Annotated in this window: 19 protein-coding genes; 4 read left to right on the top strand and 15 right to left on the bottom strand. The window is 46.7% G+C overall.

Features of this window, described 5'->3' with window-relative positions; all coding sequences use genetic code 11:
- Window positions 1-266: 266 nt before the first annotated feature.
- The 4 genes from glgD to MHB82_RS12290 form a co-directional block, all read right to left on the bottom strand.
- Window positions 267-1,370, bottom strand: a complete 1,104-nt coding sequence (gene glgD, locus MHB82_RS12305; RefSeq protein ID WP_095287557.1) for a glucose-1-phosphate adenylyltransferase subunit GlgD — start codon at window positions 1,368-1,370, stop codon at window positions 267-269.
- Window positions 1,371-1,396: 26 nt separating this feature from the next.
- Complete coding sequence (locus tag MHB82_RS12300) at window positions 1,397-2,566, bottom strand: glucose-1-phosphate adenylyltransferase (RefSeq protein ID WP_341174781.1); 1,170 nt, start codon at window positions 2,564-2,566, stop codon at window positions 1,397-1,399.
- Between the two features lie 553 nt (window positions 2,567-3,119).
- Window positions 3,120-4,271, bottom strand: coding sequence for an iron-containing alcohol dehydrogenase (locus tag MHB82_RS12295; RefSeq protein WP_341174780.1), 1,152 nt, complete (start codon window positions 4,269-4,271; stop codon window positions 3,120-3,122).
- 277 nt (window positions 4,272-4,548) lie between these two features.
- Window positions 4,549-6,243 (bottom strand): M3 family oligoendopeptidase, encoded by a 1,695-nt coding sequence (locus MHB82_RS12290; RefSeq protein ID WP_110822484.1) that lies wholly within the window; start codon window positions 6,241-6,243, stop codon window positions 4,549-4,551.
- A gap of 698 nt (window positions 6,244-6,941) precedes the next feature.
- Between MHB82_RS12290 and MHB82_RS12285 the strand changes: the two genes are divergently transcribed.
- Window positions 6,942-7,691: a hypothetical protein gene (locus MHB82_RS12285; protein WP_341174779.1), complete on the top strand. Its 750-nt coding sequence runs from the start codon at window positions 6,942-6,944 to the stop codon at window positions 7,689-7,691.
- Window positions 7,692-7,827: 136 nt separating this feature from the next.
- Window positions 7,828-8,040: a hypothetical protein gene (locus tag MHB82_RS12280; protein ID WP_095358458.1), complete on the top strand. Its 213-nt coding sequence runs from the start codon at window positions 7,828-7,830 to the stop codon at window positions 8,038-8,040.
- A gap of 87 nt (window positions 8,041-8,127) precedes the next feature.
- Here the strand turns inward: MHB82_RS12280 and MHB82_RS12275 are convergent, their stop codons facing one another.
- On the bottom strand, window positions 8,128-10,884 hold the full coding sequence (locus MHB82_RS12275; protein ID WP_341174778.1) for a PAS domain-containing hybrid sensor histidine kinase/response regulator: 2,757 nt from the start codon (window positions 10,882-10,884) through the stop codon (window positions 8,128-8,130).
- 284 nt (window positions 10,885-11,168) lie between these two features.
- Here MHB82_RS12275 and MHB82_RS12270 point away from each other — a divergent pair, with 284 nt between their 5' ends.
- Window positions 11,169-11,993, top strand: a complete 825-nt coding sequence (locus MHB82_RS12270; RefSeq protein ID WP_341174777.1) for a protein-glutamine gamma-glutamyltransferase — start codon at window positions 11,169-11,171, stop codon at window positions 11,991-11,993.
- Window positions 11,994-12,171: 178 nt separating this feature from the next.
- On the opposite strand, the gene infC is transcribed toward MHB82_RS12270, so the two are convergent.
- From infC to MHB82_RS12235, 7 genes are all read right to left on the bottom strand, one after another.
- Complete coding sequence (infC, locus tag MHB82_RS12265) at window positions 12,172-12,663, bottom strand: translation initiation factor IF-3 (RefSeq protein ID WP_341174776.1); 492 nt, start codon at window positions 12,661-12,663, stop codon at window positions 12,172-12,174.
- A gap of 97 nt (window positions 12,664-12,760) precedes the next feature.
- Entirely contained in the window at window positions 12,761-13,693 is a 933-nt protein-coding gene (locus MHB82_RS12260; protein ID WP_341174775.1) for a manganese-dependent inorganic pyrophosphatase, read from the bottom strand.
- Window positions 13,694-13,862: 169 nt separating this feature from the next.
- A complete protein-coding gene (locus MHB82_RS12255) occupies window positions 13,863-14,186 on the bottom strand; it encodes a (2Fe-2S) ferredoxin domain-containing protein (protein ID WP_110822490.1) in 324 nt (107 codons plus the stop codon).
- A gap of 103 nt (window positions 14,187-14,289) precedes the next feature.
- Complete coding sequence (locus MHB82_RS12250) at window positions 14,290-15,063, bottom strand: metallophosphoesterase family protein (RefSeq protein WP_341174774.1); 774 nt, start codon at window positions 15,061-15,063, stop codon at window positions 14,290-14,292.
- A gap of 68 nt (window positions 15,064-15,131) precedes the next feature.
- The gene (locus MHB82_RS12245) at window positions 15,132-16,139 is read right to left on the bottom strand and encodes an LLM class flavin-dependent oxidoreductase (RefSeq protein WP_095287568.1); all 1,008 of its coding nucleotides are present in this window, start codon (window positions 16,137-16,139) and stop codon (window positions 15,132-15,134) included.
- 246 nt (window positions 16,140-16,385) lie between these two features.
- Window positions 16,386-18,323 (bottom strand): LTA synthase family protein, encoded by a 1,938-nt coding sequence (locus MHB82_RS12240; RefSeq protein WP_341174773.1) that lies wholly within the window; start codon window positions 18,321-18,323, stop codon window positions 16,386-16,388.
- A 218-nt stretch (window positions 18,324-18,541) separates the two neighbouring features.
- Entirely contained in the window at window positions 18,542-20,656 is a 2,115-nt protein-coding gene (locus tag MHB82_RS12235) for a putative PEP-binding protein (protein ID WP_341174772.1), read from the bottom strand.
- Window positions 20,657-20,905: 249 nt separating this feature from the next.
- Between MHB82_RS12235 and MHB82_RS12230 the strand changes: the two genes are divergently transcribed.
- Entirely contained in the window at window positions 20,906-21,283 is a 378-nt protein-coding gene (locus MHB82_RS12230) for a VOC family protein (RefSeq protein WP_095358466.1), read from the top strand.
- Between the two features lie 107 nt (window positions 21,284-21,390).
- Here the strand turns inward: MHB82_RS12230 and MHB82_RS12225 are convergent, their stop codons facing one another.
- The 3 genes from MHB82_RS12225 to MHB82_RS12215 form a co-directional block, all read right to left on the bottom strand.
- Window positions 21,391-22,302, bottom strand: coding sequence for a GNAT family N-acetyltransferase (locus MHB82_RS12225; protein WP_341174771.1), 912 nt, complete (start codon window positions 22,300-22,302; stop codon window positions 21,391-21,393).
- A 24-nt stretch (window positions 22,303-22,326) separates the two neighbouring features.
- On the bottom strand, window positions 22,327-23,985 hold the full coding sequence (locus tag MHB82_RS12220; RefSeq protein ID WP_341174770.1) for an AraC family transcriptional regulator: 1,659 nt from the start codon (window positions 23,983-23,985) through the stop codon (window positions 22,327-22,329).
- A gap of 115 nt (window positions 23,986-24,100) precedes the next feature.
- Window positions 24,101-25,108 (bottom strand): ABC transporter substrate-binding protein, encoded by a 1,008-nt coding sequence (locus MHB82_RS12215; RefSeq protein WP_341174769.1) that lies wholly within the window; start codon window positions 25,106-25,108, stop codon window positions 24,101-24,103.
- Window positions 25,109-25,213 lie beyond the last annotated feature (105 nt).

The raw sequence follows: 25,213 nt of genomic DNA, 5'->3' as shown, positions 1-25,213 counted from the left end.
GGTTTATTTCATACGCTTCACTGCTCAAATCCAGCAAGTGCCCGTTCCGGTTACGAATCGTTCTTCCGATCGCCGTTATCCCTGGATTTTTTCAACTTTTTAATAAGGTGAAAATCCAGGGATAAATGCGAACGCGTTGCTTCTCCAGAATCGACTTCGTCCCCTTCACTACTTCTGCTCTTTCTGCTTGAGCATTGCAATTGCGCGTATAACCATCCTTCAGAATTTATATTTTATTTATAGATGATATCGGTTAACAGCAGGTATTAGATAATAGTACTCTTAGCCAAGATATACGGGTTCGACGGGTCACCGATGAGCGTCTGTCCGCCAGTCAGTTTCACGTCTTTGTCCAGAATGACATTCTCCAGTACCGCATCTTCACCGATGTAACATTTCTGCATGATAATTGAGCCTTTAATTCTGGCTCCCTTCGCTACCTGCACACCCCTGAACAAAATGCTGTTCTCCACTTCTCCGCCCACAATACAACCATTGGCAAGCAGGGAATGTTTGACCTCGGCCGTGTCGAGGTATTTCGCAGGTGCCTCGTATTTAATTTTGGTCTGAACGGGTTCTTCTCTGAAAAGTTGTTCATACAGCCCCGTATTCAACAGCTCCATACTGTTGCGATAATAACTGTCAATGGAATTAATCACGGCATGGTAGCCTTCATAAGCATATGCCGCAATGTTTAAACCATCCGGATTTTTCTGTATAACATCACGGAAGAAATGGCTCTCGCCATGATCAATGCAGCGCTGAACCTGACGCAGGAACAACTCCTTTTTCATGATGAAAATTTCTGTATATATATTCGGGTGATCGGCGCTTTGGTGAATGTCCACCACATTACCGTTCCCGTCATGTTCAACTTTGACACAGGCATCGTGCTCAGGCAGCAGTTGGTCCACTCTTTTGCAAATCAGCGTCACGTCTGCTCCCTTATTCACATGATATCGATAGGCATCCTGCAGATCTACTTTGGTCACATGCCGACTGCCGGCATGAACCACATATTCACCCGAACCGCGGTGAAAGAAATCGAGATTGTTGTGAAAATGCTGCAAATCCCCCTGTGACGTATCCGTTGGATCATTCCAGTCTGGCGGCAAGATGAACATGCCTCCATGCTTGCGATCCAGATCCCAGGGTTTGCCGTCACTCAGGTGATCCATTAACGAACGGTATTTGCGGCGGACAAACACCCCAATACTCTCTATGCCCGCATTCATCATATTGGATAATACAAAGTCGATTAGACGGTAACGCCCGGCGTAAGGAACCGCGGCTCCGCAGCGAAAGTACGTCAATTCCTTCAATTCCTCAAGTTCATGATCAAGGTTAATAACACCGATTAATGGTTTCATCGCATGCACCGTCCTTTGGGCTCAGATTAGACTTTAGTTGTCATTCCCTGTTGAAGCTGACGTTCCAATTCTTCATGGTCCACAAGCAATACGTCACTTTCATCCTCAGGCGCAGGAGATAGGTAGGTTCCATCCGGAATGACCAGCCCTTCCGCAATGATTGCTCTGTGAATGTGCACATTCTTCCCGATCTTCACCCGTGGCATGACGACAGAATCTATGACGGAAGTGTGCTCTCCAACCTCCACCCCGTAGAACAGTATGGAGTGGTTAACCTCTCCATGTACGATGCTACCTTCACTTATAATGCAATTACGTACCTTGGCCACAGGTGAAATGTACTGTGCCGGCTGATTCGGATTACGGGTGTAAATGCGCCAATTGGGATCATTCAGGTTGAGCGGTGTTTCCTCATCCAGAAGATCCATGTTGGACTCCCACAAACTGCGGATGGTACCTACGTCTTTCCAATAGCCTTCAAAAGGATAAGCGTATAAGGATTTTTCATTTTCAAGCAATAAGGGAATGATGTCTTTGCCAAAGTCGTATGAGGTGGATGCCTGTTGTTCGTCCTGGATCAGGAATCGTTTCAGTACATCCCACTTGAAGAGATAAATACCCATGGAAGCAAGTGTGCTTTTGGGTTCTGGAGGCTTTTCTTCGAATTCGTAGATGCGGTAATCATCGTGGGTGTTAAGCAGCCCAAACCGGCTGGCTTCTTCCAGCGGAACGTCAATGACTGATATGGTGCAATCTGCGTCCTTTTCCTTGTGATACCTGAGCATTTTTTCATAATCCATTTTGTAGATGTGGTCCCCTGAAAGGATGAGTACATGCTCTGGATCGAATTGTTCGATGAAATTCAGGTTCCGGTAAATCGCATCCGCTGTGCCTCGGTACCAGCTGCTCCCGTCTTCACGCTCATGTGGTGGAAGGACATATACTCCGCCATTTTTGCGGTCCAGATCCCAATCGCTGCCGATGCCGATATAGGAGTGTAGTACCAGAGGTTCGTATTGTGTAAGTACACCAACGGTGTCGATGCCTGAATTGGAGCAGTTGCTTAGAGGAAAATCAATAATTCGGTATGTCCCGCCAAAATATACAGCCGGCTTAGCGAGTGATTTGGTCAACCCTTTTAACCTTTTGCCTTGCCCTCCTGCGAGCAGCATCGCTACAACTTCTTTTTTTGCCATCATTACAGCCTCCTCCACGCGCATTCTTCTGGTTCATTTCAGAGCCCATAATCCAATATTCTGTTGTGTGGACGCTGTTGTCATGATTAGGAGCATGCTGTACAAACAAACCGTGTATCCTGGTATGAAATCTCGATCGAGATTTCAACGGAACGTAATTTTTTGTCATGTCTGAGTAGGATGATTATTGCAGAATAGCCTTGACTTGCCGTGCAGAGGTGATTGGTGGAATCGAAATTAAGATGTACCCCGTGAGAAATGTAATCCATTATCCCTAATTAACATTAAACACGAAACGGGCTGGGGAATCTTGCTGGAATCATAAGGCAAAAGATTAGGCCGATATCACTCCTTTTTGATACTGCTGTGATTCAATTATTGTATTCGCTGTAGGGAATCAAAATCCTTTTGCTTTTGTACGATTGATTAAAATGGAAAAATAAGTAACTCCTCTGTGCTATGGCATGACAAAAAGCCAGGACTTCACCCGGCTCATCTGCCTGCTCATTTATTTGTTTCTGACTTGCGCTATTCAGGATGCTGATATTCGTATCTATATAATTTTGCGGAATAGCTCCATCACTTCTTCTCTCGAAGGCTGATATGGATTGCCGGGGGCACAAGCATCTTTCATCGCATTATCTGCAAGCAGCTCAAGATCGGGATCCGTTACGCCCAGTTCGGACAATTTCTCGGGAATGCCCACTTCCCTGGAGAGCTGGCGAATAGCGTTAATGACATACATGGAGCACTCTTCATCACTCTTATCCTTCACATTCATGCCGATGGCTTTGGCGATATGCCGGAATTTACCTGGCACATGCTTCGCGTTCATCTCCTCCACATAAGGGAGCAGCATGGCGTTACATACGCCGTGCGGCAGATCGTACACACCTCCGAGTTGATGTGCCATGGCATGCACATAGCCGAGACCCGCATTATTAAAAGCCATTCCTCCCAAGAAGCAGGCATAGGTCATGTGCTCCCTGGCTTCAAGGTCGCTCCCGTCTCTGACCGCTCGCGGCAAATATTCAAAGATCAGTTCAACCGCTGCGGCAGCGGTCGCGCTGGTGACTGTAAATCCACCAGGTGTCACCATCGCTTCCACCGCATGAGTCAGAGCATCCATGCCTGTTGCTGCGGTCAGACTAGCTGGCTTGCTGAGCATCAATTCCGGATCGTTGACTGACAGGGAAACCAGACTGTTCCGGTCCACCATCACCATTTTCACCTTGCGTTCCTCATCTGTAATCACGTAGTTAATGGTCACCTCACTCGATGTACCGGCGGTCGTATTGAACGCTACAAGCGGTACAGACTTATGATGCGATTGATGCAATCCTTCGTAGTCCCGAATATGTCCACCATTGGTAGCGACAATGCCGATGGCTTTGGCTGCGTCCTGGGGTGAGCCTCCACCTATCGATATAATGGCATCACAGCCATGTTCCTGATACTTTTTGAGGCCTTCATGCACATTATGACACGTTGGATTGGGCTGTATTTCATCATATACAACGTAGTCTAGCCCTGATTTTCTTAATATAGACAGTACTTGCTCAGCTACACCGGAAGAGATCAACTGCCGATCACTAACAACCAGCGCTTTGCGAATATTCATGTCCTGAATCATCATGCCTGCTTCCTGTAAACATCCCCTACCCATCAAGTTCACGGGCGGAACATAATAAGCATGTGTTGCCATTTGAACCAGCCTCCTGTAACCCCTGATTTACTGTCTTTATTGTACCTGAATCCGTTTTCAGATATAGTGAAATAAATCACATTCAATGCAGAAATGTTACATTTCCCCTTTCCAGATGCTGAATCTCCCTTCCCTTTTTATTTCACAAGTTTAACTGCGTGCAAAAAAAGCGGCCTGAAACCAGAGGTTTCAAAGCCGCTTTTTATGAATGTTGTAATCCTATCATTTACCATCAAAATGGTATGAAACGATCGGTATCTGTTTGCAGAAAACTTGCTTACAGAGCTTTATCGTCTACCCCATCCAGCCACGCTTCAATATCACCGATTACGGAGGAGACACAGCCATCCTCAAACGGGGAATTCAGACCAGCCAGTTCAACCAATCCTGTGAAGGAGAGGCTTCCTCCCGCCTTGCACAATGTCAGATAGTCGGCCCATGCAGACTTCATATCCTCGTTACTGCGTTTCCAGAACTGGAAGGCACAGATCTGAGCCAGCGTATAGTCGATGTAATAGAACGGCGAGGAGAAAATGTGCCCCTGCTTATGCCAGAATCCACCTTGCTCCAGATAGGCATTATCCTTGTAGTTGATGTGTGGCAGGTACGTTTTCTCAATGTTGCGCCATGCCTGCTTGCGCTCAGTCGGTGTTGCATCCGGGTTGGCATAGACGAAGTGCTGGAATTCATCCACGGCAACGCCATAAGGAATAAAGAGCAAACCGGAGGACAGGTGATCAAACTTGTATTTGTCCGTATCTTCCTTGAAAAACAATTCCATCCACGGCCATGTGAAAAATTCCATGCTCATGGAATGAATCTCTGCCGATTCGTAAGTCGGCCAGTTGTATTCCGGCACCTCAAAGTGACGGCTCTCATACACCTGGAACGCGTGACCAGCTTCGTGTGTCAGGACATCGATATCTCCGGATGTACCGTTAAAGTTTGAGAAAATAAACGGTACTTTATAATCATTCAGGAAGGTGCAATATCCGCCGCCCTGCTTGCCTTTTTTACTAACCAAATCCATCAGTTCGTTCTCCGTCATCATCTGGAAGAACGTATCCGTCTCAGGGGACAGCTCAGCGTACATTTTTTTACCATTCTCAATAATCCAGTCCGGATCCCCTTTAGGAGTCGGGTTACCTGTCTTGAAGCTGAAACCCTGGTCATAAAAATAGAGGGTATCCACATCGATCCGGCTGCGCTGACGCTCTCTGAGCTTCGTTGCTACAGGCACAATATAATCCCGAACCTGTGCTCTGAAATTGGCAACCATCTCCGCGTTATAATCGGTACGATTCATGCGATCATAACCAAGTTCCACATAGGATGGATAGCCTAATTTTTTGGCAATTTGCGTACGTACTTTTACAAGCTCATCGTAAATGCGGTCAAATTCCGCTTCGTGCTCAGCCATGAACGTATATCTTGCTGCCGAAGCGCGTTCCCGCATGGAACGATCTGTAGACAGTTCAAACGGATGCAGCTGTGGCAAGGTACGTTCTTCGCCTTCAAACGGAATTTTTGCGGAAGCAATCAATTGATTATATTCTGTGGACAGCTTGTTCTCTTTTTGAAGATCCTCGATAATTTCAGGGCTGAAGGTCTTCAGGGACTGTTCTGCCAGCTGGAACAGCTGAGTTCCCCATTTTTGCTCCAGTTCCGCACGGAATTTTGAATTCACCAGTGCCCGGTAATAATCGGTGATATACTCTTGAATGATCGGGGAGCTTTCATCCAGAAATTCGTTTTCTGCTTTGTAGAATGTATCATTCGTGTCAATGGAGTGACGGATATAGACCAGTTGCGCCATAGTCTCAAAATCACTGCGCAATGCGTTAATCTGATCCATAAATCCGCTCTGCTCATCCACCGTAGCCGCAGCTTCGAAACCCTTCAACAGCTCACGGAAAGAAGTTTTGATTTTTTCCAGATCGGGACGTGTATACGTATATTCACTAAATTTCATTTATGTACACCCTTTCCTGTTAGGCATATTTCGGGAAATATCCCGAGTTGGACTAATCCCTATTATACAAAAGAGCAGCCTAAAAATCCCATATTTACGAAAAATATTTGTCCATCGGTCAAATTGTGCGACACCTTTCGTTGTATATATTACGCGATTATGTAAGGTACAAATTTATATGTAAGTAACGTATTGCACAGAACATCAGGATAACATCTTGCCAAAACAAATAAACCTGCCTCGCAAACGCGCGAAGCAAGCTTATGGCTTGTCTCATGTCCATGTCATCCATGTCATTTATGGTTTAGCTATTGTCTTTGTCAAGAATCTGAAAGAACCAGCCCATTCCAATCATTCCCACAACCATTACTGCAATTAGAATAATGATGTATGTCATGAATGTACCCCTCCCTGCATCCGATTGATCAACATACTATTTACAGTTTACACGTTGAAACGCCTTTTGAATTGTCCTAACATTGACAAAAATACGACATCTTTAATTTTATCCTAAATTATTATTGCACAACTATTCGATCAGCATCCCATTCGTCATATCGAAATGGTTATCAAGTCAGGATGACTTACCAGAAGTTCCATCTGACATATTTACGGTGTATACTATAAATCTATTAATTAAGTAATAGTTTGAATGCAGCATGCAGCATGGACTTATGCAAATCGCTTACGTAGAAAGGTTGAAATCAATGTCGCCGACTCGTATCCCCTTACGCCATCTATTTCTCACATTTATGCTTGGCCTCATGCTGATTATTCTATCCGCTTGTGCCGATGGAGAAGCTCATCTGACGGTCAACATGGATGGTTCAACAGACCTGGATATCCATCTCGGTGTAACCGAATCCGCGCTCGGAAAGATTGGACAGGACAATCTGATGCCCCTGCTCGAAGAAGCCCTGAAGAAAAACAACTTTCAGGCCGAGGTCGTAGACGACGGAGAACGGAAGCAGCTCTCAGCAACAACCCATTATGAGAAAAGCAATACTGCCGCTAGCTTCGATCTGTCCAAGCTTCCAAAAGGCATCCAGGTTGAGCAGTCCACGGAGCCAGGCTTCTTCACTTCCAAATTCCATGTTACTGCCACCGCTGACCTGATGGAATCCATGCCGGATGGGGAGATTAAGGATCAGATCAACAAGGTGCCAAGCTTCCTTAAAAACCTGCTGCTCAAAGATGTGAAGTTCGACTTCAAACTGAGTCTGCCAATCAAAGCTGAAGATTCCAACGCGGACCTGGTTGAAGATCAGGGGAAGACACTGACCTGGCACATTTCTCCCCTCAATTCGAATACACTGGATTTGACAGTACAGGTACCAAACATTCGTAACATTATCATTACCTCAGTCATCGCTTTAATTGTCGTCGCTGCACTGCTCATCTGGTTTTTTGTCCGTCGCAAACGGACAAGACGCCGCCGCATGGGATAACTTCACCCGGTTAATGTGAATACTGGAGCATAATTGGATGTTTGACTTGCCAAACCGTGTTATGGATAGTAGAATACATCCGTACTGTGTGAACGGTTAAATTCATTATGGAATAGCTAAAGAGGTGACAGGTTTCATGAATATCCGGGAATGCCCACTGCCTGGTATCGGAGTTAAGTACCAGTTTGATACAAAAAGCGGCAACCAATTGGTTATTATTAAACACGAAGATGGACGCCGCGAATTGTTCTCTGTTGATCCAAGTGATCACGAAGAACTTACATTGATTGCGGAACTGGAAGATGATGAATGCGTAACCCTCTCCGGGTTGATCGGAGGATGGTCCTGATCCTTTTTGGTCATGGACTATGGTATAGACCTAAAAAACCTGCCCCTTTAATCGGGAGCAGGTTTTTTTAGGTTTCATCTCACTCTTTCATGTATCCAGCATTAACCGATGAGCCCGGATATAAGGTACCCAGGTGCGCAGCACACGGGTAATTTCGGATGAACTGAACGGCTTGCTAATAAAATCCTGCATTCCGCATTCCAGGCATGCATCACGATCACTCTCACCCGCAAATGCCGTTATGGCAGCGATGACCGGAATCTCGGGATGGCTTTGTCTTATTTTGCAGGTTGCTTCAATCCCGTCCATGATGGGCATTTTGATATCCATGAAGACGATATCGTAAGATTCCCTTTCGAGTGCGCGTACCGCTGCCTCTCCGTTCTCAACGATATCACAGACGCCGCCCAGCTTGCGCAGCAGCTCCTCCATCAGGTGGCTGTTCACCGGCTGATCCTCCGCAATCAGGATGCGAATATTTGCTGCGAGCAGGGATTGATCTGCTTCAACCCAAGTATGGTCTGAAGCTTCCATTCCGTCATCAGACTCGTCCTGCCATTTCTCAAGCAGCAGGGTAAAATGAAACTCGGCTCCCTTGCCTATTTCACTATGCACCCCAATCGCACCATCCATTAATTCAACCAGCTTCTTGCTGATCGCAAGTCCAAGACCGGTACCACCGTATTTGCGATTAATGGCCGGGTCAAGCTGGGAGAAGGACTGGAACAATTGATGCTGTTTGTCCATGGCGATGCCGATTCCCGTATCCTTTACGACAAAAGAGAGCTGGAGTTTGTTCGGATCACCATCTTCGGGGGCATTCACGCTCACACGAATTTGAATGCTTCCTTTCTCCGTAAATTTAACCGCGTTGCCCACAAGATTGATCAGAATCTGACGAATTCGGGTTACGTCCCCTCTGACACGCTCAGGGATCTGGTCAGACATCTCGCAATACAGCTCTATATTTTTCTCGGCAGCTTTCAGGGCAAACAGTTCAACAACACTGGCCAGCATTTCCTGGATATCCACGGCGTCACGTGACAGATCCATTTTACCAGCCTCAATTTTACTGAAATCAAGTATCTCGTTGAGAATGTGAAGCAGTGACTCCCCACTATCAATGATGATCTCAGCGAATCCGGATTGCTCTTCATCAAGCTCAGTTTCTTTCAACAGATTGGCCATGCCCATTATCCCGTTCAGCGGAGTCCGCAGCTCATGGCTCATAATCGCAAGAAATTCGGATTTGGCACGGTCCGCCTGTTCGGCTAACTCCTTGGCACGAATGATGTCATTCACCGAAGTCATATCCCGGAACACCAGTACTCCTCCGCGGGTATTTCCTTGATCCATAATCGGTTTCAGCTGAAATTCCGCGAGGAAGCTTGATCCGTCCTGCCTCCAGAAAACAGATTCCGATCTAGGCAAACTTCGACCTTCCCGTACTGCCTTTACAATCGGTGATTCATTGACCGGGTAAGGGATTGCCTCGTTTTGCATTTGCAGAATGATATGCTCGAAGTGCACACCATTCATTTCTGTTGGACAGAATCCCATCATCTCGGCTGCAGCGGGGTTGGCAAATATCAATTTCCCGTTCTGGTCCAGTCCAATGACGCCTTCAGACATCGCATTCAGAATCAGGGCACGTTCGTAGCTCAGATTCTCGATCTCCTCCACATATTTTTTGGACTCGGTGATATCACTTGTAATTCCATACACGCCAACGACTCGATCCTCAAGGATAATGGGAACATTGATGACTCTGGTTTCAATTCGGCGTCCGTCCTGGTGAATCAGCCCAATCTCATAACTCTGGGCCTTTCCTTTAACAGACTCTTCAAAATGATAGCGGGTTTTGGCCAGATCCACCGGATCAATCAAATGATCAAAGGATTGGCTGAGCAGTTCCTCCTTGGAATGTCCCGTCAAATGTTCCTGGCCGACATTCGCTTTCAGCAAATTTCCTTCCAGATCAAGGGATGCAACGCCTAACGGGTTACAGTCAAAGAGTGATTGATACTCCTGTAGACTTTGCTCCTGCTTTTTGCTCGCCGTAATATCCCGGGTCACCGCAATCATCTCCTGCAGATTTCCCTGCTCGTCATAGATGTAGTGAGTGATCGTATCAGCCCACACCACAGAACCATCCTTATGCAGCAGACGGTAGTTAATACGGTCTGGTGCCAGACCCTGCATCTGTCCTGCAACATACGCTTCCACGATTGGAATATCGTTCGGATGAATGCAGAACAGTCCGGATTGACCCACGATTTCTTCAGGTTTGTACCCCAGCATCCCAAGACTGGCGGGTGACACATACTTGAAGGTACGTTCCTGATCAGCGTGATGTATGGCAATAAGATCGAGAGAAGATTCCGTAAGGATACGAGAGATTCGGGTGCTCTCTTCCAACTGTTTGCGCTGTTCAATCAAGTGCTGCTCCGCTTCCTTTTGTCTCGTAATATCCACTGCCTGTACAAGCAAATAAAGAGGATGGTTGTTCTCCTCATCCCTAACAATGCAGGCCCGTATGTTCGACCACAGAAGAGAACCGTCCTTACGCTTTAATCGGATTTCCGTCTCGTACATCTGGCTTACCCCATTTGTCATATCCCCGAAGTTGGACCTGAATCTCTCCATCTCCTGATCTACCTCATGGATCATATGTTCAATCGGTGAATCGATTAACTCATCTTCACTGAATCCCAGCATTTCACAAAACGCAGGATTAAGCTGGAGCCAACGTCCGTTCACATGCGAAGCAACAGCAATGCCGATTGGTGCATATTTGTATAGTTGCTCAAACAGAGAGCGGCTCTCTGTAATTGGATTCGACACCGCTTATCCTCCTTTTTTCCAAATTATTCTCTAATCCATATTATTCGTAATTAACAGCTTGTGCTGTACATAACTTCATCTATAGAGTAGTACCCCAAATAGGATGATGATTAAACGATATCCACTGAATCTTTTGCATGAATCGACATTTTGTGTGCGCTCTCATACGGGGAATGTTCAAACAGAGTACAATTCCGGGTGCCAACCGTCATATAAATGAAAAGATACGCGTGAGGTTCCGTTCACACAAGCCCGAACATCCAACGAAACGGAGGTTGTCATGTATGATCATCGTTGCGAATCAACCGCTTGATTTGGTACGTTCTAAGTGGTCTGCTTTTGAATGGCATTGGTTGCAGCAGCTTCAGAACAGACCGACCCTATATTCCTATCAGACCATGGATCATCTGCAATTCGAATGGAAGCTTCGCGCCTCTCTGGTTCATGCAGCTGAGGGATTGAATGCCAGCGGAGTCAGCTTTGCTTCGTTTGAGAAATCAAGATGTAATCCCGCCTACTGGAATCTCAACAATGAGGGAGGATTTGAACTCAAACCGAATGTAACTCCGGCTGAAGGCATTCGGGATATTTGGAGGAATGGTTCCCTGTATGCATTTGAATGCGCAACTGCAACAGTCATTGTGTTGTACGGAGGGGTACTCGAAAGTATTCGCGAGGAGGCCTTCAATTCACTCTTTCGCGACTTACTGCTCTTCGATTGGCACTATGACAGCGATCTGCGCTTAACCGAGAAGAACGGCAGCCATAACGCACTTCCCGGCGATGTACTTTATTTTAAAAACCCAGATGTCTCTTCCGAAACGCCAGAGTGGCAAGGGGAAAACACGATTATGCTCCGTGAAGATCTGTATTATGGTCATGGCATCGGTATTGCCTCAGGGGGACAGATTATTCGCACTTTGAATCAATTCCGCACTCCCGGAAGCCAAGTTTCAGCGTACTTGATGGATAATGTGATTTATCCCGATTTTTATTATCTGTCCCGATTTGCCGAAAATAGTGATCTGAATGCACCTGCAGGAACGACGCCTGTATTGCCCGGACAATTATATGTACGGATTGGCGGCAGTCGGTATCTCCGAACATGAAGCTGAATGATTGGCTAACGAGGAATCAGAGGAAAGAAAAACGTTTGACCACAACATAAATAAAGCCCAATGGAAAAACAGATTCACTGCCTTTTCATTGGGCTTCTGAGCGTAAACTTATTGGGAAACCTCACGGGTTTTCCATTTTTCCGCATGCCAGGCACAAATCAACCTGTTATTATGTGTTTGGGTCCAACTGGACAACAACCTGCTTGCCACTAACCTGAATACCTGTTGTTTTCGTGCCATATTCAGCCAGCGACTTGCTCAGCTGCTCAGCCCACTCCTTACCTGCGGCGCCTTCTTTGCTTCCGTGAACCTGTATGACCAGCTTAACCGAGTCACCTTTTTTCAAGATACGTTCCGCCTGAGCTTGTTTCGTATCCCGGTCATGGTCTTCCATCTGCAAGTTGAGACGAATCTCCTTAACCTTGCGTTTGTCCGGCGATTTACCGGATTTTTTCTTCTCCTGCTGAGCTTCCTGTATGGCTGCTCCGGCACGGATGAGTTTGCAGGGTGGCGGGCTTGTCATCAGGGACAGGCATACCAGATCCACTTTATGCTGCTTGGCAAGTGCCAAAGCTTCTTTTGTGGACATAATACCGAGATCTTCGCCGTTCAGTCCGGTCAGTTCAATCTCGGATGCTTTGATCTTTTCGTTCATAATCATGGTGTATCCTCCTTTACGGCAAAAGCCTGTCCTGACCTATGACAGATCAGAGCAGGCTTGGATCAGATTAATGCTATGTTCGTGCCCGATGGTTCAATTACAGGTTATTGAATGCTTCGGTCAGAACAGGGACGATTTGCGATTTGCGAGACACGACGCCTTTCAGCAGTGCCTTACTATCGGAAAGTGTCACATTGTATGCTTGTTCAACCGCTTTGGTAGACTTACCGTAAGCCAGTGCAACGGAATCATTATTCAGAATGTCTGTTACCACGAATAGGAACAGATCCAGCCCTTTACTTGAAATAATCGCTTCGATCGCTGCTTCAAGTTCTGGTTGTTTCACAAGCACATCGTTAACGTCAACGGCGTTTACTTGTGCAATTTCCACTTTGGCTTGTCCCATGGCAAACTCTTTGGCATCCAGGGAGATCAGTTCTGCAATTGTTTTCTGGCTCAGATCCGCACCGGCTTTCAGCATATCCAAACCGTAGCTGTCAGCATCCACACCCGCAATGGCAGCCAGCTCACGTGCTGCTGCTACATCCTGCTCTGTGCAAGTTGGGGATTTGAACAACAGGGAATCCGAAATGATCGCGGACAACATCAGTCCTGCAATCGGTGCGCTAATTTCAACGCCGTTTTCTTTGTACATTTTATTCAAAATGGTTGCTGTGCAACCTACTGGTTCTGCACGGAAATACAGAGGCTGGCTTGTTTCGAAGTTAGCAATGCGGTGATGGTCAATAACTTCAGCTACCGTCACTTCCTCAATATCGCTTACACTTTGCTGACGCTCATTGTGATCGACCAGAATAACCTTGTTTACTTCGTTCGCAGCCGTTTTGATCAGACGTGGAGCTTCTACCTTGAAATGATCCAGTGCAAACTGGGTTTCACCGTTCACTTCACCAAGACGCACAGCTTCAACGTCCTGTCCCAGTTTAGTTTTGAGATCCGCATACGCAAGTGCAGAACAGATCGTATCCGTGTCGGGATTTTTGTGACCAAAGATTAACGCTTTTTCCATATTTATAGCCCTCCGTCAATTGTGATTAGAATAATCATGTCATAATTCAAATCATACCTTACTGATTATAGCGTCAATAAGACTTAATTCCAAACCCTTAACAGCGAATTGATTGAAATTCGTTCTCAGGGTCTGCTTCATCACTGGAAAAGGGAGAAACCCTGCAGTTTTATTTGGAGGCCGGTTGAGCCACGTTCGCAATCAGGTGACTCTCCAGCTTCTCCCCTTCACACAGTGCCTGTACCAGTGCCCGGCCGGATTCCGGGGTCATTTTGCCATACCAGTCTCCCTGCGGATACACGATCGTCACGCAAGCATCGTCACACCGCCCGTTGCAGCGTGTTCGTGTTGTATGAATAAATCCACCAGCCTGCTGCTTCAGAATTTCATCCCGTACAGCCTGAGTGACTTCCTCTCCTTCATTCCGCATGCAAGTACCACCGTTGCAGAGCAGGATGTGGTGCTGAAGTTGATCCAGATTATAAATAGCCAAAACTCGGTTCATTCCCCTCGACTTCTATGATATGTATTGATAATCAAGTATCTTTCATAAAAATATAAAGTAGCACACGGAACCTGGATACGCAATGCAAATATTAATCTGCCGAGCCTTCTCCAGTCTCTCCCCTTTTCACATGAAACGTCTGTAAACTGCCGTCCTCACCGATCTCAAGCAGGTTCAATTGCTCACCGTACGCGCATCCGCCATCTATGCCGATCTTGTCACCACCAGGATCAAACCAGATATCTGCACAATCATGCAGGTGCTTCACTGGTGTGTGTCCAAATATCACCGTATCCGGGATGGATGTGGGCCTCAAGTAAAAGGCCTCCCGAATCCAAATAAAGTCCCGTTCAGGCTGACTGCGCCAATCCTTTACATCCGGATTGATTCCTGCATGCACAAAGATATAACCTGGTACTTCATGAACAAGGGGAAGCTCACTCAGAAAACGGAGATGATGCTCATATCTGCTGCGAATCCAGTGCTTGGCTTCCATGTAGGCAGTCCAATCCATCTGCTCTTCATCAAAACAGATCTCCACATAACTGCCCAGTGTCTGCAATCCGCCATTGCGAATCCAGTGCATATCATACTCTTCCACGTCATTCATTAAGGCTTTGACCATCATCGCATCATGATTTCCCTTGATCACCACTACACCATGCTTCTCCCTAAGTTCCATGATCTGCTCAACCACCTGCCGGCTTTTCGGTCCCCGGTCCACATAATCTCCAAGGAGAATCAGTTCATCCTGATTGAGGTCAACATGCACTTGACGAAGCAGCGCATTGAATTCATCATAACAGCCATGAATATCACTAATGATACATCTGCGAATGTGAATTCCTCCTCTCTGCTTACACAAGAATACAATTGAAGCCCCGCATAGCGGGACTCCAACCCCTTAGAATATAAATTCCAGTTCAACCGGCTCTAATCCTTCTTGAGACCAAAAGCTTCAGCAATCAGGCCAAAAGAGCGCAAGCGTGCATCAAACGAATGAATGGCTGATGCAATAATGACCTCGTCCGCTTCATGACGTTCTGCCATGGCCGTAATTTTATCCTTCACTTGATCCGGTGTACCAATTATGGAGAAGGAGCGACGCTGACGAATCTGTTCCATTTCCATCGCTGTATAAGGATAATTATGGACTGTTTCCAGCGAAGGAAATGAACTCTGCTCTAATCCTCTGCCCAGACGCAAAAAGAACAGTTCATTACTACGGGCCAGTTCTGCTGCTTCCTCCTCTGTCTCTGCACAGAAGGCCGCTACGGCAATCATGGAATGAGGTTTGTCATTCAAAATCGATGGTTTGAAATGTCTACGATAGTATTTCATTGCTTCTTCCCCGCCAGGTGTTCCGAAAAACTGCGCAAATGCATAGGATGTCCCCTGTGCTGCAGCAATTCGGGCGCCTTCTGAACTGGAGCCCAGCAGCCATACTTCAGGTACCGTTGGTACAGACGGTCCGGCTACCAGGGATGCAAAACGGTGATCCTCTGGCAGCTGCTCGTGGAAATAACCGCCCAGGTCAGCAATTTGCTGCGGGAAAAATTGTACATTGGAAGCCTTGCCCTCGTTCAGAGCCCGGCTCGCAATCGGCATGCCGCCTGGTGCTCTGCCAATGCCGAGGTCAATTCGCCCAGGGTGCAGTGCCTCCAGCAGACGGAAGTTCTCCGCGACTTTATAGGCACTGTAATGAGGCAGCATTACGCCACCGGAACCAACCCGAATCCGGTCGGTATGAGCTGCGACATGTGCGATCATAACCTCCGGACTGGAGAAGGACAATGCTCCGCCGCCATGATGCTCGGACATCCAGAACCTGGAGTACCCCAGTTCATCGGCATGCTTCGCTAACGTCACAGTCTCCTGCAGTGTGTCCTGTACGCTGCGTCCTTCATTGATATGTCCATGTTCGAGTACACTAAGTTTCATCTATATTCATTCCTCTCGTCGAATGGGTTGCTGGCCATATTTTTCGAATGCAAAATTCACACTCACTTCATTGTAACATTATTAATTACAGTTTCAAAATCTCTTTATTCTTATCTGTGGAATTGCAATTAACAACTTGTTCCTCTTTCTTCCTTAATATACACGGTCCCGTTTACACTGAATAAAAAAGTGCCACCAACAACAGCTGGTGGCACATCCTATTTGAATCAAAGCTTTTTCTTCTGATTATGGTGCTCGTTTGGGCAGCAGCTTCACATACTCGTCAGATAGCCTCATGAGGCTGAGCACATGCTCGTAATCGGAACGATATGGCTCCAGATCGGTAACCGGTTCATATGTTTTAAGGGAATATGCTGTTCCGTCATCAAAACCTGCACCTGGTATAAACATAATGTCATTGTTGACAAACGAGCCTGTCGGCAAGTAATACCGAATACCGAATGCATTGTGGTCCATATTCAGCAGGTCATGCCCAAATGCAGTGAACTGTTCTTCTTTTAACGAAACACCCATTAGATTCATGACTGTAGGCAGAATATCGAGCTGACCACCAGGCTGTTCAATCAATTGACCCTTAACCTGGTTAGGCGTGTGAATCAAAAGTGGGATATTAAAACGGCTCACCTTACCATCATATGGAACATTCAGGCTCGCTTGAATCTGTTCGGTAATCTCGTCATTTGCGGGCAAGCCGAAGTGATCCCCATAGATAACGAGTGTTGTATTCTCCCATAACCCGTTCGCTTTCAACTCATCAATGAGCTGACCGACGGCATAATCGGTGTAATTAATGGCCTGCAAATAATCGTGAAGCAATGTGTTCGTAATCGTTGCAGGAATGGTGATGCGAGCCCGATCCGCTGGAACCGTGAACGGCGAGTGGCTCGATGCGGTAATGAACTGGGCATAGAACGGCTGATTTGCCGCTTGATGCGCAGCCATTTTTTCCACACCTACACGATATAACTCCTCATCCGAAGGACCAAAATCGTTAAAGCGGTCATTCTCGAAACTCGGCTTATCGAAATATCGATCAAAACCGAGGGCCGGGTACATCTTGTTCCGATTCCAGAACGTTACGTCATTCACGTGAAAAGTCTCCGACTGGTAGCCTTCGTTGCGAAGCAGCTTCGGTAGACTTGGCAGCTCGCGGTCGCTATATCCGGCTGACATCGGAACAACCCCGGTTGGATAGATGGACGTATTGGACATAAACTCGGCATCCGAAGTATTACCCTGACCGATCTGTTGGAAAAAATGAGAGAAATAATAGCTTTCTTTGGCTAAATCGTTCAGTACCGGTGTCAATACCTGACCATCCAGGGAAGCATTGATCGGGAAATTCTGAAAGGATTCCAATTGCAGTACGATCAAATTGCTGCCTTTGGCCTCACCAAAATATTTGGCTTTGATTGCCGCTCCCTGGTTCGTTTTGTCCTGATATGGATATTGGCTCACCAGTTGATTAATCTTGTCGATTGTTTCATTAATATTGCCATTCGCTATAGCTTCGTTTTCTTTGCTGGTCAATATGGCCGAGGACACCTGATAATTCAGAAATCCAAGATTCTCAGCCCGCACCAATTCGTTATCAATCGTTTCGCCTTTGACAATAAAACTGCCTGACAACACGATACAGAATGCAGCCGTAAGAGCTACCCCCAGCTTGCCCCAGTATCTTCTGCGCATTTTTCCGAAATGCAGCCCGCTGTCCCGGTAACTTCCGTTTCTGACACCCGACCGCCGACGACGCAACATGAGCCAAACCGGCAATGCAAGCACGATGTCAACAAAGAACAAAAAATGGGAAGGCCGTATCAGTGGTCCAATACTCCCCCGCACCTGTGCAACCTGCCCGATCTCACTGAGCGCCGTATAGGTGGGTACGGAGCTAAAATGCACATTATACAGCGTTGCCGCAAACAGGACGAGAGAAAAGAGCAGGTTAAACCCGCCATACACAATCCGCTTCCAGCGCTTCGGCACAATGAGATCCAGGATGCACACAACAGTCAGAGCTCCTAAAGCATCCGTCACCAGACCGATCCCGGACAGTCCTTGGAAAAAGAAATACCGCAAAAGCGACAGCTTCAGCAGCATAAGGATAAACAAGACGGCAAATAAAATCCGTGAGGAGGTCCGTTCATTTTTGGAATTTAACATGGTCGCTTTCAACCCTTATCTGAAATTTTACGTTCGTTTTACAAAACGCATATTTCAGTATAACAGTTTTGCTATTTGTATTCCATGAACGGACCCAAATTCCTGTAACTAGCATCTTGCAGCATCTGGTCCCCGTTGAGATTAGGACAAGAACGCCTAAACTAATTTATAATTCACCTATAGGAAGACGTTCATTGACTCGTGCCAATCTCCCTAGGTTAAGCTGTCGTCGATATATCATCATCCTGTACGTTACTGTTCTGCATCCGTGCAATGAGTACGGCCTGCGCAGCAGCAATTCTGGCGAAAGCCACCTGTTCAGGTGGACAACTTACGTAATCCATTCCCATACGCTGGCTGTAGGTAAAGGTACTCAGGTCAACATGTTCCTCCGCGCAGAGACCTACTCTCAAATGAGGTTTACGGAGCCGAGCCTGAACGACAGCGCGTTCCAGTAGTTGTTCTCCCCCATCCAGATGCAGAATCCCTGCTCCAAATGACAGGAAATCAGCCTGCCTTGCTGTATGTGCCACGGTTAGTGCCATTTGAGCCCCTTCAATCAGCGAGCCTACCCTGTAATGGCAGTGACGTCTCTCCTCCCCCAGGATCTGTTCAGCCACTTGATCAATCAGTTCCCTGATTACTTGCAGCTCGCTACCAGGTCCTCTTGACGTTACAAGAATCTCGGGGCGAACCCACAATCCCTGGCGAATACATTTGAGCGCTGCACGAAAGACAGCCTCTGCCTGCATTTCATAAATTTCCGGGAAAACGGTTCCAAGATGACATCCATACTGCCTGCTGATTGGATGCTGCTCGTGCAGCCGCTCTACAAGCTGGATCATGCGACTCAGGTCCTCTTGATTCACATCATGTCCTCCTGCATGCCCTGCCTGTAATTCTTTTTGACGTTCCACCAACTGTTCCACATCCGGTAGAAGTTTATATAATGGAGGATCGAATAGTCTTATCGTTACCGGAAATCCGTTCATTTCCTCAAAAATCTGCTCCACATCAGACTGCAGCATGGGCAGCAGCCGTTCAAGACCGCGTTTGCGCTCAGCGTCGGTTTCTGCCAGCACCATCTTTTGTACATAAGGCATCCGCGACGAAGACAGTAACATATGATCGGTTCGGCAGATGCCAATTCCGTCGGCTCCAAGCGTACGGGCCATGGCAGCATCACGAGGATGACTTGCATTTGCGAGTACCGTTATATTTTTCACATCATCGGCCCATTCAAGCAATTGCTGAAGTTCAGATGTGAGAATTACGTTAGAAGACTCGACACGCAGCAGTGCCTCTTCTCTAGTTATCAGACCTTCATTTGCAAAATCCACTATGGTCCTGATCACAGCTTCAGGAGTTAAACGTGCATCCCGTGCTTGTAAAAGGTAAAGCTTCCCTGACTCAATGACAAATTTAATTTCCTGAACTGCGGCGTTCACTCTCTCCAGCTCACGGCTCGCTTGCAACAGCTGGCCAATCAGCTCTGGTTCCACATGCCTGATCTGTTCCAGTTCCTCCAGGTCATACCCTGAGCCTGCAAACGACATGTATTCGCCATAGATCCCTTGGGCCCCAGTCAATGGATGACGTGAGTAGATTGTACCGCTTCCGCAACGTTCTCCACACTCTCCATTCACCATCACCTGAATCAAAACCGGCATACCATAGGCGATCGAATTGGAGCTCAAGGCTCGCTTATGCAATCCTGGATCAGAAAGGGAGAATGCCTGGATGATCCTGTACAGTTGAAGCTGCACATCCTGAGGGAAAGCAGGATGTCCCTGTTCCTCAATGACGTCTTTATATTGTGCTATAGCGTACTCTAGTCTCGTTTCATCCAAACTCGTAATATCGCCCAATCGTTCATCGAAAACCTCAAGCGGGATGCCATGAACCAACCAGCCATAATTCTGCAGCAGCACCCGATAGCAGTTGAGTGCATACGGGCGGTTGTTCATGCGCCGGGCAAGGCCTTCTACTGTAATGTCATTAAGTCCTACGCTTAGCAGCACCAAGGAGTTCGCATTCCGGGGAAGCACGTCACTGGATTGCACAGCAAGCAAAAGCGGGGCCTCCGGATCACCAAAGGCAGTGCCCGTATGTCGTTCCAGCTGACGGACTGCCCTGGCCAGATCTTCGGAACCTTCGGCAAAAATTGTTTCTGAGCAGCTAGGGAACTCGAGACAGTATTCCGTTGTAATGGTGAATCCTGCCGGAACAGGCCACCCCGCCTGGCATAACTCCGCAAGCGCGGCTCCTTTACTGCCCAATAGTCCTTTCATCTCTGCCGTGCCTTCTTCCAACAGAACTACCCGTGTCGTCATTACAGCGCTCCCATCCGCCATTCCATGGCTATGCTTAGAGGTATTCAATTGTTGCGAATCACCCTCTAGTTAATGGTATGATGCAAACGCGCAGTCAAGGACATCTGTGTACGCATTTTGTACTCGGAATGTAAACGTTGATCAAAAGAGTTTTATGGTATTATAAAACTGACTCAAACGAATGAACCTAAGAAGCGAATCCTATCATTTCAAGGTTGGAACAATACGATAACTGGGGAGTGAGTATCATTGTTTAGCAAAGTTGGTCAAATCATGTTGTATGTCAACGATCAGGACAAGGCCCTTCAATTTTGGACAGAAAAAGCAGGCTTTCACGTGGTCTCCGAAGTCAACGGCGAGGGTATGCGCTGGATTGAAATTGCTCCTGAAGAAGGTGCCGAGACAACCATTATCCTTCACGACAAGGAATTCGTAGCCAAAATGTCCCCCGAGTTGAATCTGGGCACACCTTCGCTCATGTTTTTCACCAAAGATCTCGATGGGCTCTATGCGGACTTGGCCAGCAAGCAGGTTACGTTAGGTGAACTGGTTACGATTCCGGGCGGAAGAGTTTTCAACTTTGCTGATGATGAAAACAACTACTTCGCTGTGATGGAAAGAGCCTAGATTCCTGGAATCTGGCTCCGTTCTCCCCACTTGGGCGGGCGCTTGATTTTCCTCTTCGTATATAAACAAAAAGGCGTCTGACAAAGAGTCAGCCGCCTTTATAACTGTTATTCATACATATGATCTAATTGATACAGCTCCAGCACATGCTCCGTTTCGAAGCCGGCCTTACGGTATAACGATAGTGCACCAGAATTCGTTTCATCTACACATAAGCGGATTTCACTCACTTGGCTCTCCTGATTGAGCTCATATAACACCTTCTTCAGTAAAAGCGAACCCAGTCCCTGCCTGAAATAATCCGGATTCACGGCAATATATTCAATACTGCCCTCACCAAATTCAGGATCAGCCTCGGCGTAGACATATCCGCGAATCTCTCCTTCCGAGCCAGAGAGAACGTATAAATAATGATGCTCCTTGCCTAAGCGCTGAATGAGTGTTTCACCATCGTAATACGTTCCGCTAAAGGTGGAATCATGTAACTGGATAAAAGATGGATACTGATCTGGAGCAATGGTTTGAATTCTGTTATTTTCACCCTGGTCCAGGCTTACTTCATTCAATGAGCGATTATGCAAAATAACCTGCCTGCTCCCGAGCTTAGCTCCCTTATCCTTCATGAATGTGATGGCATTCGCATGATGTTCATTATAAAACCCGTAAATTTTTCGGATATGTATCCAGTTTTCAGTTAACTTGTTTATTCCCTGCTCCCACAAACGGACTGCAAGTTCTTGCCACTGCTCAGGAGCGCACTGAATAAATGGACCCCACAACTCTACAGTCCCTGTATCCGTATCTATATCCATCCCAAGCACTCCTGTCAGCTGCCCATCCTCACTCAGGGTACTAATCCACAGGTCCGGTTGATCACCGAAAGCATCCATCATTGCTTGCTCAATTTCAAGCGCATCCTTGCCGCAGTACCCAATATGATGCTCATGATGCTGGTTCAGCTCCGCAATAAATTCAGCGATCACTGACTTATCCATAATCTGAGTAATAATACGTTCCATGACTGCTCTCCTTCCAAAGGTTGTCTAAGCCAACACACGCAGGATATCATCAATTTTCTTCCCATGGGAGATAACCCCGTAATTCATCCACGTTAGAAAGTCCACTTCGTATACACATCCGTTTCTTACTGCTGAAAGCTGCCGCCATTCCTTGCTGTCCAGCAGCTTCCGTTCATCTCCGATCGTTGGCGAATCAAGACAGTCAAATGTAATGAATAAATGATCCGCCTGCAATAGCTTCAATTGATCAACGCTTATGCTAACTCTACGTTCTTTCAGGGCCCATTGCTGCACCAGAGGATGTGGCGTTAACCCCAAATCCTGATACATCACAGGTCCCACATAACCCTGCTGTACACCGTACAACACAATTTCTGAGGCAGTGATCCGCAAGAAAGCTACCGTCTTTCCTTGCGCAGATCGTGTTAATTGAGCGTTGGCCTCACGAGCTTTTTCTTCATATGAACCTACGACGTCCCTAACCCGATCTCCTTTTCCCAATACATCTGCTGTTGATCTTAATATGGAGCGCCAGTCCTCTCCCTTATGATTCACATAAAACGTAGGTGCCACCTGTTCGAAACGGGCCAGATTCCACCGCTCATAGCCATCACTCAGCATAATAAAGTCCGGCTTATGGTTCTCTTGGAACATGGCATCCTGATGGGCCACATCGAATTCAGGAACATCATCCATCCCCAAGTAGTGCTGCTTGCCCCACAAGTGGTGAGCGTATTGAAGCACGGGCTCCACACCTAGAGCTAATACAAAATCTTCGAGGTACGGTGCAAATACTCGCACGTCCTGACGATAATGACGTCTATATACGCCCGGTGAGATGCCTGCATATTGCTTAAACCGACGACTAAAATAATACTCGTTACTGAATCCGACACTTTGGGCAATATCGTGCAGCCGATCATCTGTCTGCTGTAATAGTTGTTTGGAACGTTCCAAGCGAATCGAATTCACATAATCCAGAGGAAGCTTGCCGGTCATCTCCTTGAATTGTCGCGTATAGCTTGACCTGGTAAGACGGATACCCGCAGCAAGATCATCCACCGTCATGGGCTGGTTATAATGATCACGGATATAGCGAATGGATTGTTGTAAGCGAGTTCGATGATCCATGGAAGCATTGCTCGAATCATTTTGCAGAATCAGCATCCGGAACCATTCCTGGAAACGAAGCTGCAAGTCCCATTGTTTCAGCCAATCCTCTGTCGCCCGCTGCTGTAACAGTTGATCCAATATATCCAGACAGGAGCTCCAAGGGGTGTAGGATAACTCAATAGGCGATGATGATTCCGAGATGACTTGCGACTGTGGAAAAGCAGGACTTGTCTCTTCGAGTTGAGTGGTGGATCCAATCCTACTTGTCTCACCAGCGGTCAGATCAAGCTTATAATAATGCAGCTTGGATTCTGAACCAACTCCAGTTTGCAGCGGTAAGACGGGTATATCAGAAGGGAAAAACAGAATCGTACCTTTTTTTAACTTGAAGATGACATCTTGCGCCATCAATTCTTCCTGTCCTTGGGTTACTACAACAATCGAATAGCCCTTCGACGATGTGCATTCTAAACCATTGTAAGGCTCCAAGGCAGAGTTTTGAACGTATTGAATATGCTGAAGTGAACACAGCCAGGGCATGGGAAGTATCTGTTCTATGGTATGAGACATTCGTCATCTTCCTTAATTGAGAATAGTTATCATTAGGAATAGTCTAAACCAAAAAAGAAAGCTCTTCAACCCTGGTTGAGGAGCTTTCTTTTTTAAATTATTCTATCGATGTTGGTTATGGCGTCATTTTTTCCAGAAGATCATCAATTTTCATTGAGTTTGCTGTAATCGCACCTGATTGCCAATACGACCTCTCCATCATGTATACCTGGTTGTTTTTAACTGCCGGAAGGGATTTCCACAACTTGCTATCCAGCAGCTTCAAAGCTTCCTTGTTCTCGGGGGATGACCATTCTCCATTGGATGGGAATACAATAATGTGATCCGCATCAAGCTCCGGAATAGCCTCTTCAGAAAGGACTTCCTGATATTCTTCCATGCTGCCAACCAGTGGATGAGGCGTTAGACCAAGCTCCGAATAAATAAATCCGGTTAATCGATTTTTAACTCCGAACAATGCCAGTGTATTATTGCTGATATTCAGCCGGACGACCGCTACAGTCTCATCACCGACCGCTTCCTGAAGCTTCGTCTTAGCGTCTGCAATTTTGGCCTCATATGCCGCTACAACTTCTTTTCCCTTGTCTGGTTTACCTACAACCTCGGCAATGGTCGTCAAGATCTGATTGGAATCCTGTAAAATGTCTTCTGGCAGGCGGTACGTCGGTGCCACCTTTGAATACATTTCATATTGCTCCATGTCCGCACCGCCATCCACTATGATGAGATCCGGATTATATTGCAGTAAAGCTTCAATGCTGCCTGTAATATCAAATTGAGGCACATCCAGATCCAGATATTCCTGTACGCCCCACATCGGATTATACCACTGCACTACTGGCGTGATGTCCAAAGCCTTGAGATAATCCTCCACGTAAATCCCCGCAATACGCTGTGGACGAACCGGAATCGTTACATCTCCGAATTCATCCTGCACCACACGTGTTTCTGCTTCTTGGCTCGACTCGGATGAATTGCTGCTGCCAGCAGTTGTGTTCTCCGTTACTGGCGATTGTGCCTGTTCCTCCGTTGCTCCCGAATTCGAGCTGCAGCCCGCGATGAATACTGCCATGACCAGAACTGTAATTCCCCAACCTTTAATCCCTTTACTCAAACTTGCCATGCTACTCTCCACCCCTATGTAATCAGCTGTATTAAAGAGAATGCCTATCTACAATGATTATCATTCTCAATTAATGTCTAAGGTGAATTGTACCTTATGCCTTGC

Source organism: Paenibacillus sp. FSL K6-2862, from assembly GCF_038005125.1.
In the GTDB taxonomy this organism is placed as follows: Bacteria; Bacillota; Bacilli; order Paenibacillales; family Paenibacillaceae; genus Paenibacillus; species Paenibacillus illinoisensis_A.
This window is presented reverse-complemented; position numbering and strand designations above follow the sequence as displayed.

What these genes read in the sequence shown, in the direction of transcription:
- MHB82_RS12290 (WP_110822484.1), bottom strand. Translation starts at nt 6,243, where the DNA reads ATGAAATTTAGTGAATATACGTATACACGTCCCGATCTGGAAAAAATC.
- MHB82_RS12220 (WP_341174770.1), bottom strand. Translation starts at nt 23,985, where the DNA reads ATGTCTCATACCATAGAACAGATACTTCCCATGCCCTGGCTGTGTTCA.
- MHB82_RS12300 (WP_341174781.1), bottom strand. Translation starts at nt 2,566, where the DNA reads ATGGCAAAAAAAGAAGTTGTAGCGATGCTGCTCGCAGGAGGGCAAGGC.
- MHB82_RS12295 (WP_341174780.1), bottom strand. Translation starts at nt 4,271, where the DNA reads ATGGCAACACATGCTTATTATGTTCCGCCCGTGAACTTGATGGGTAGG.
- MHB82_RS12235 (WP_341174772.1), bottom strand. Translation starts at nt 20,656, where the DNA reads ATGACGACACGGGTAGTTCTGTTGGAAGAAGGCACGGCAGAGATGAAA.
- MHB82_RS12215 (WP_341174769.1), bottom strand. Translation starts at nt 25,108, where the DNA reads ATGGCAAGTTTGAGTAAAGGGATTAAAGGTTGGGGAATTACAGTTCTG.
- MHB82_RS12225 (WP_341174771.1), bottom strand. Translation starts at nt 22,302, where the DNA reads ATGGAACGTATTATTACTCAGATTATGGATAAGTCAGTGATCGCTGAA.
- MHB82_RS12270 (WP_341174777.1), top strand. Translation starts at nt 11,169, where the DNA reads ATGATCATCGTTGCGAATCAACCGCTTGATTTGGTACGTTCTAAGTGG.
- MHB82_RS12260 (WP_341174775.1), bottom strand. Translation starts at nt 13,693, where the DNA reads ATGGAAAAAGCGTTAATCTTTGGTCACAAAAATCCCGACACGGATACG.
- MHB82_RS12240 (WP_341174773.1), bottom strand. Translation starts at nt 18,323, where the DNA reads ATGTTAAATTCCAAAAATGAACGGACCTCCTCACGGATTTTATTTGCC.
- infC (WP_341174776.1), bottom strand. Translation starts at nt 12,663, where the DNA reads ATGATTATGAACGAAAAGATCAAAGCATCCGAGATTGAACTGACCGGA.
- MHB82_RS12280 (WP_095358458.1), top strand. Translation starts at nt 7,828, where the DNA reads ATGAATATCCGGGAATGCCCACTGCCTGGTATCGGAGTTAAGTACCAG.
- glgD (WP_095287557.1), bottom strand. Translation starts at nt 1,370, where the DNA reads ATGAAACCATTAATCGGTGTTATTAACCTTGATCATGAACTTGAGGAA.
- MHB82_RS12245 (WP_095287568.1), bottom strand. Translation starts at nt 16,139, where the DNA reads ATGAAACTTAGTGTACTCGAACATGGACATATCAATGAAGGACGCAGC.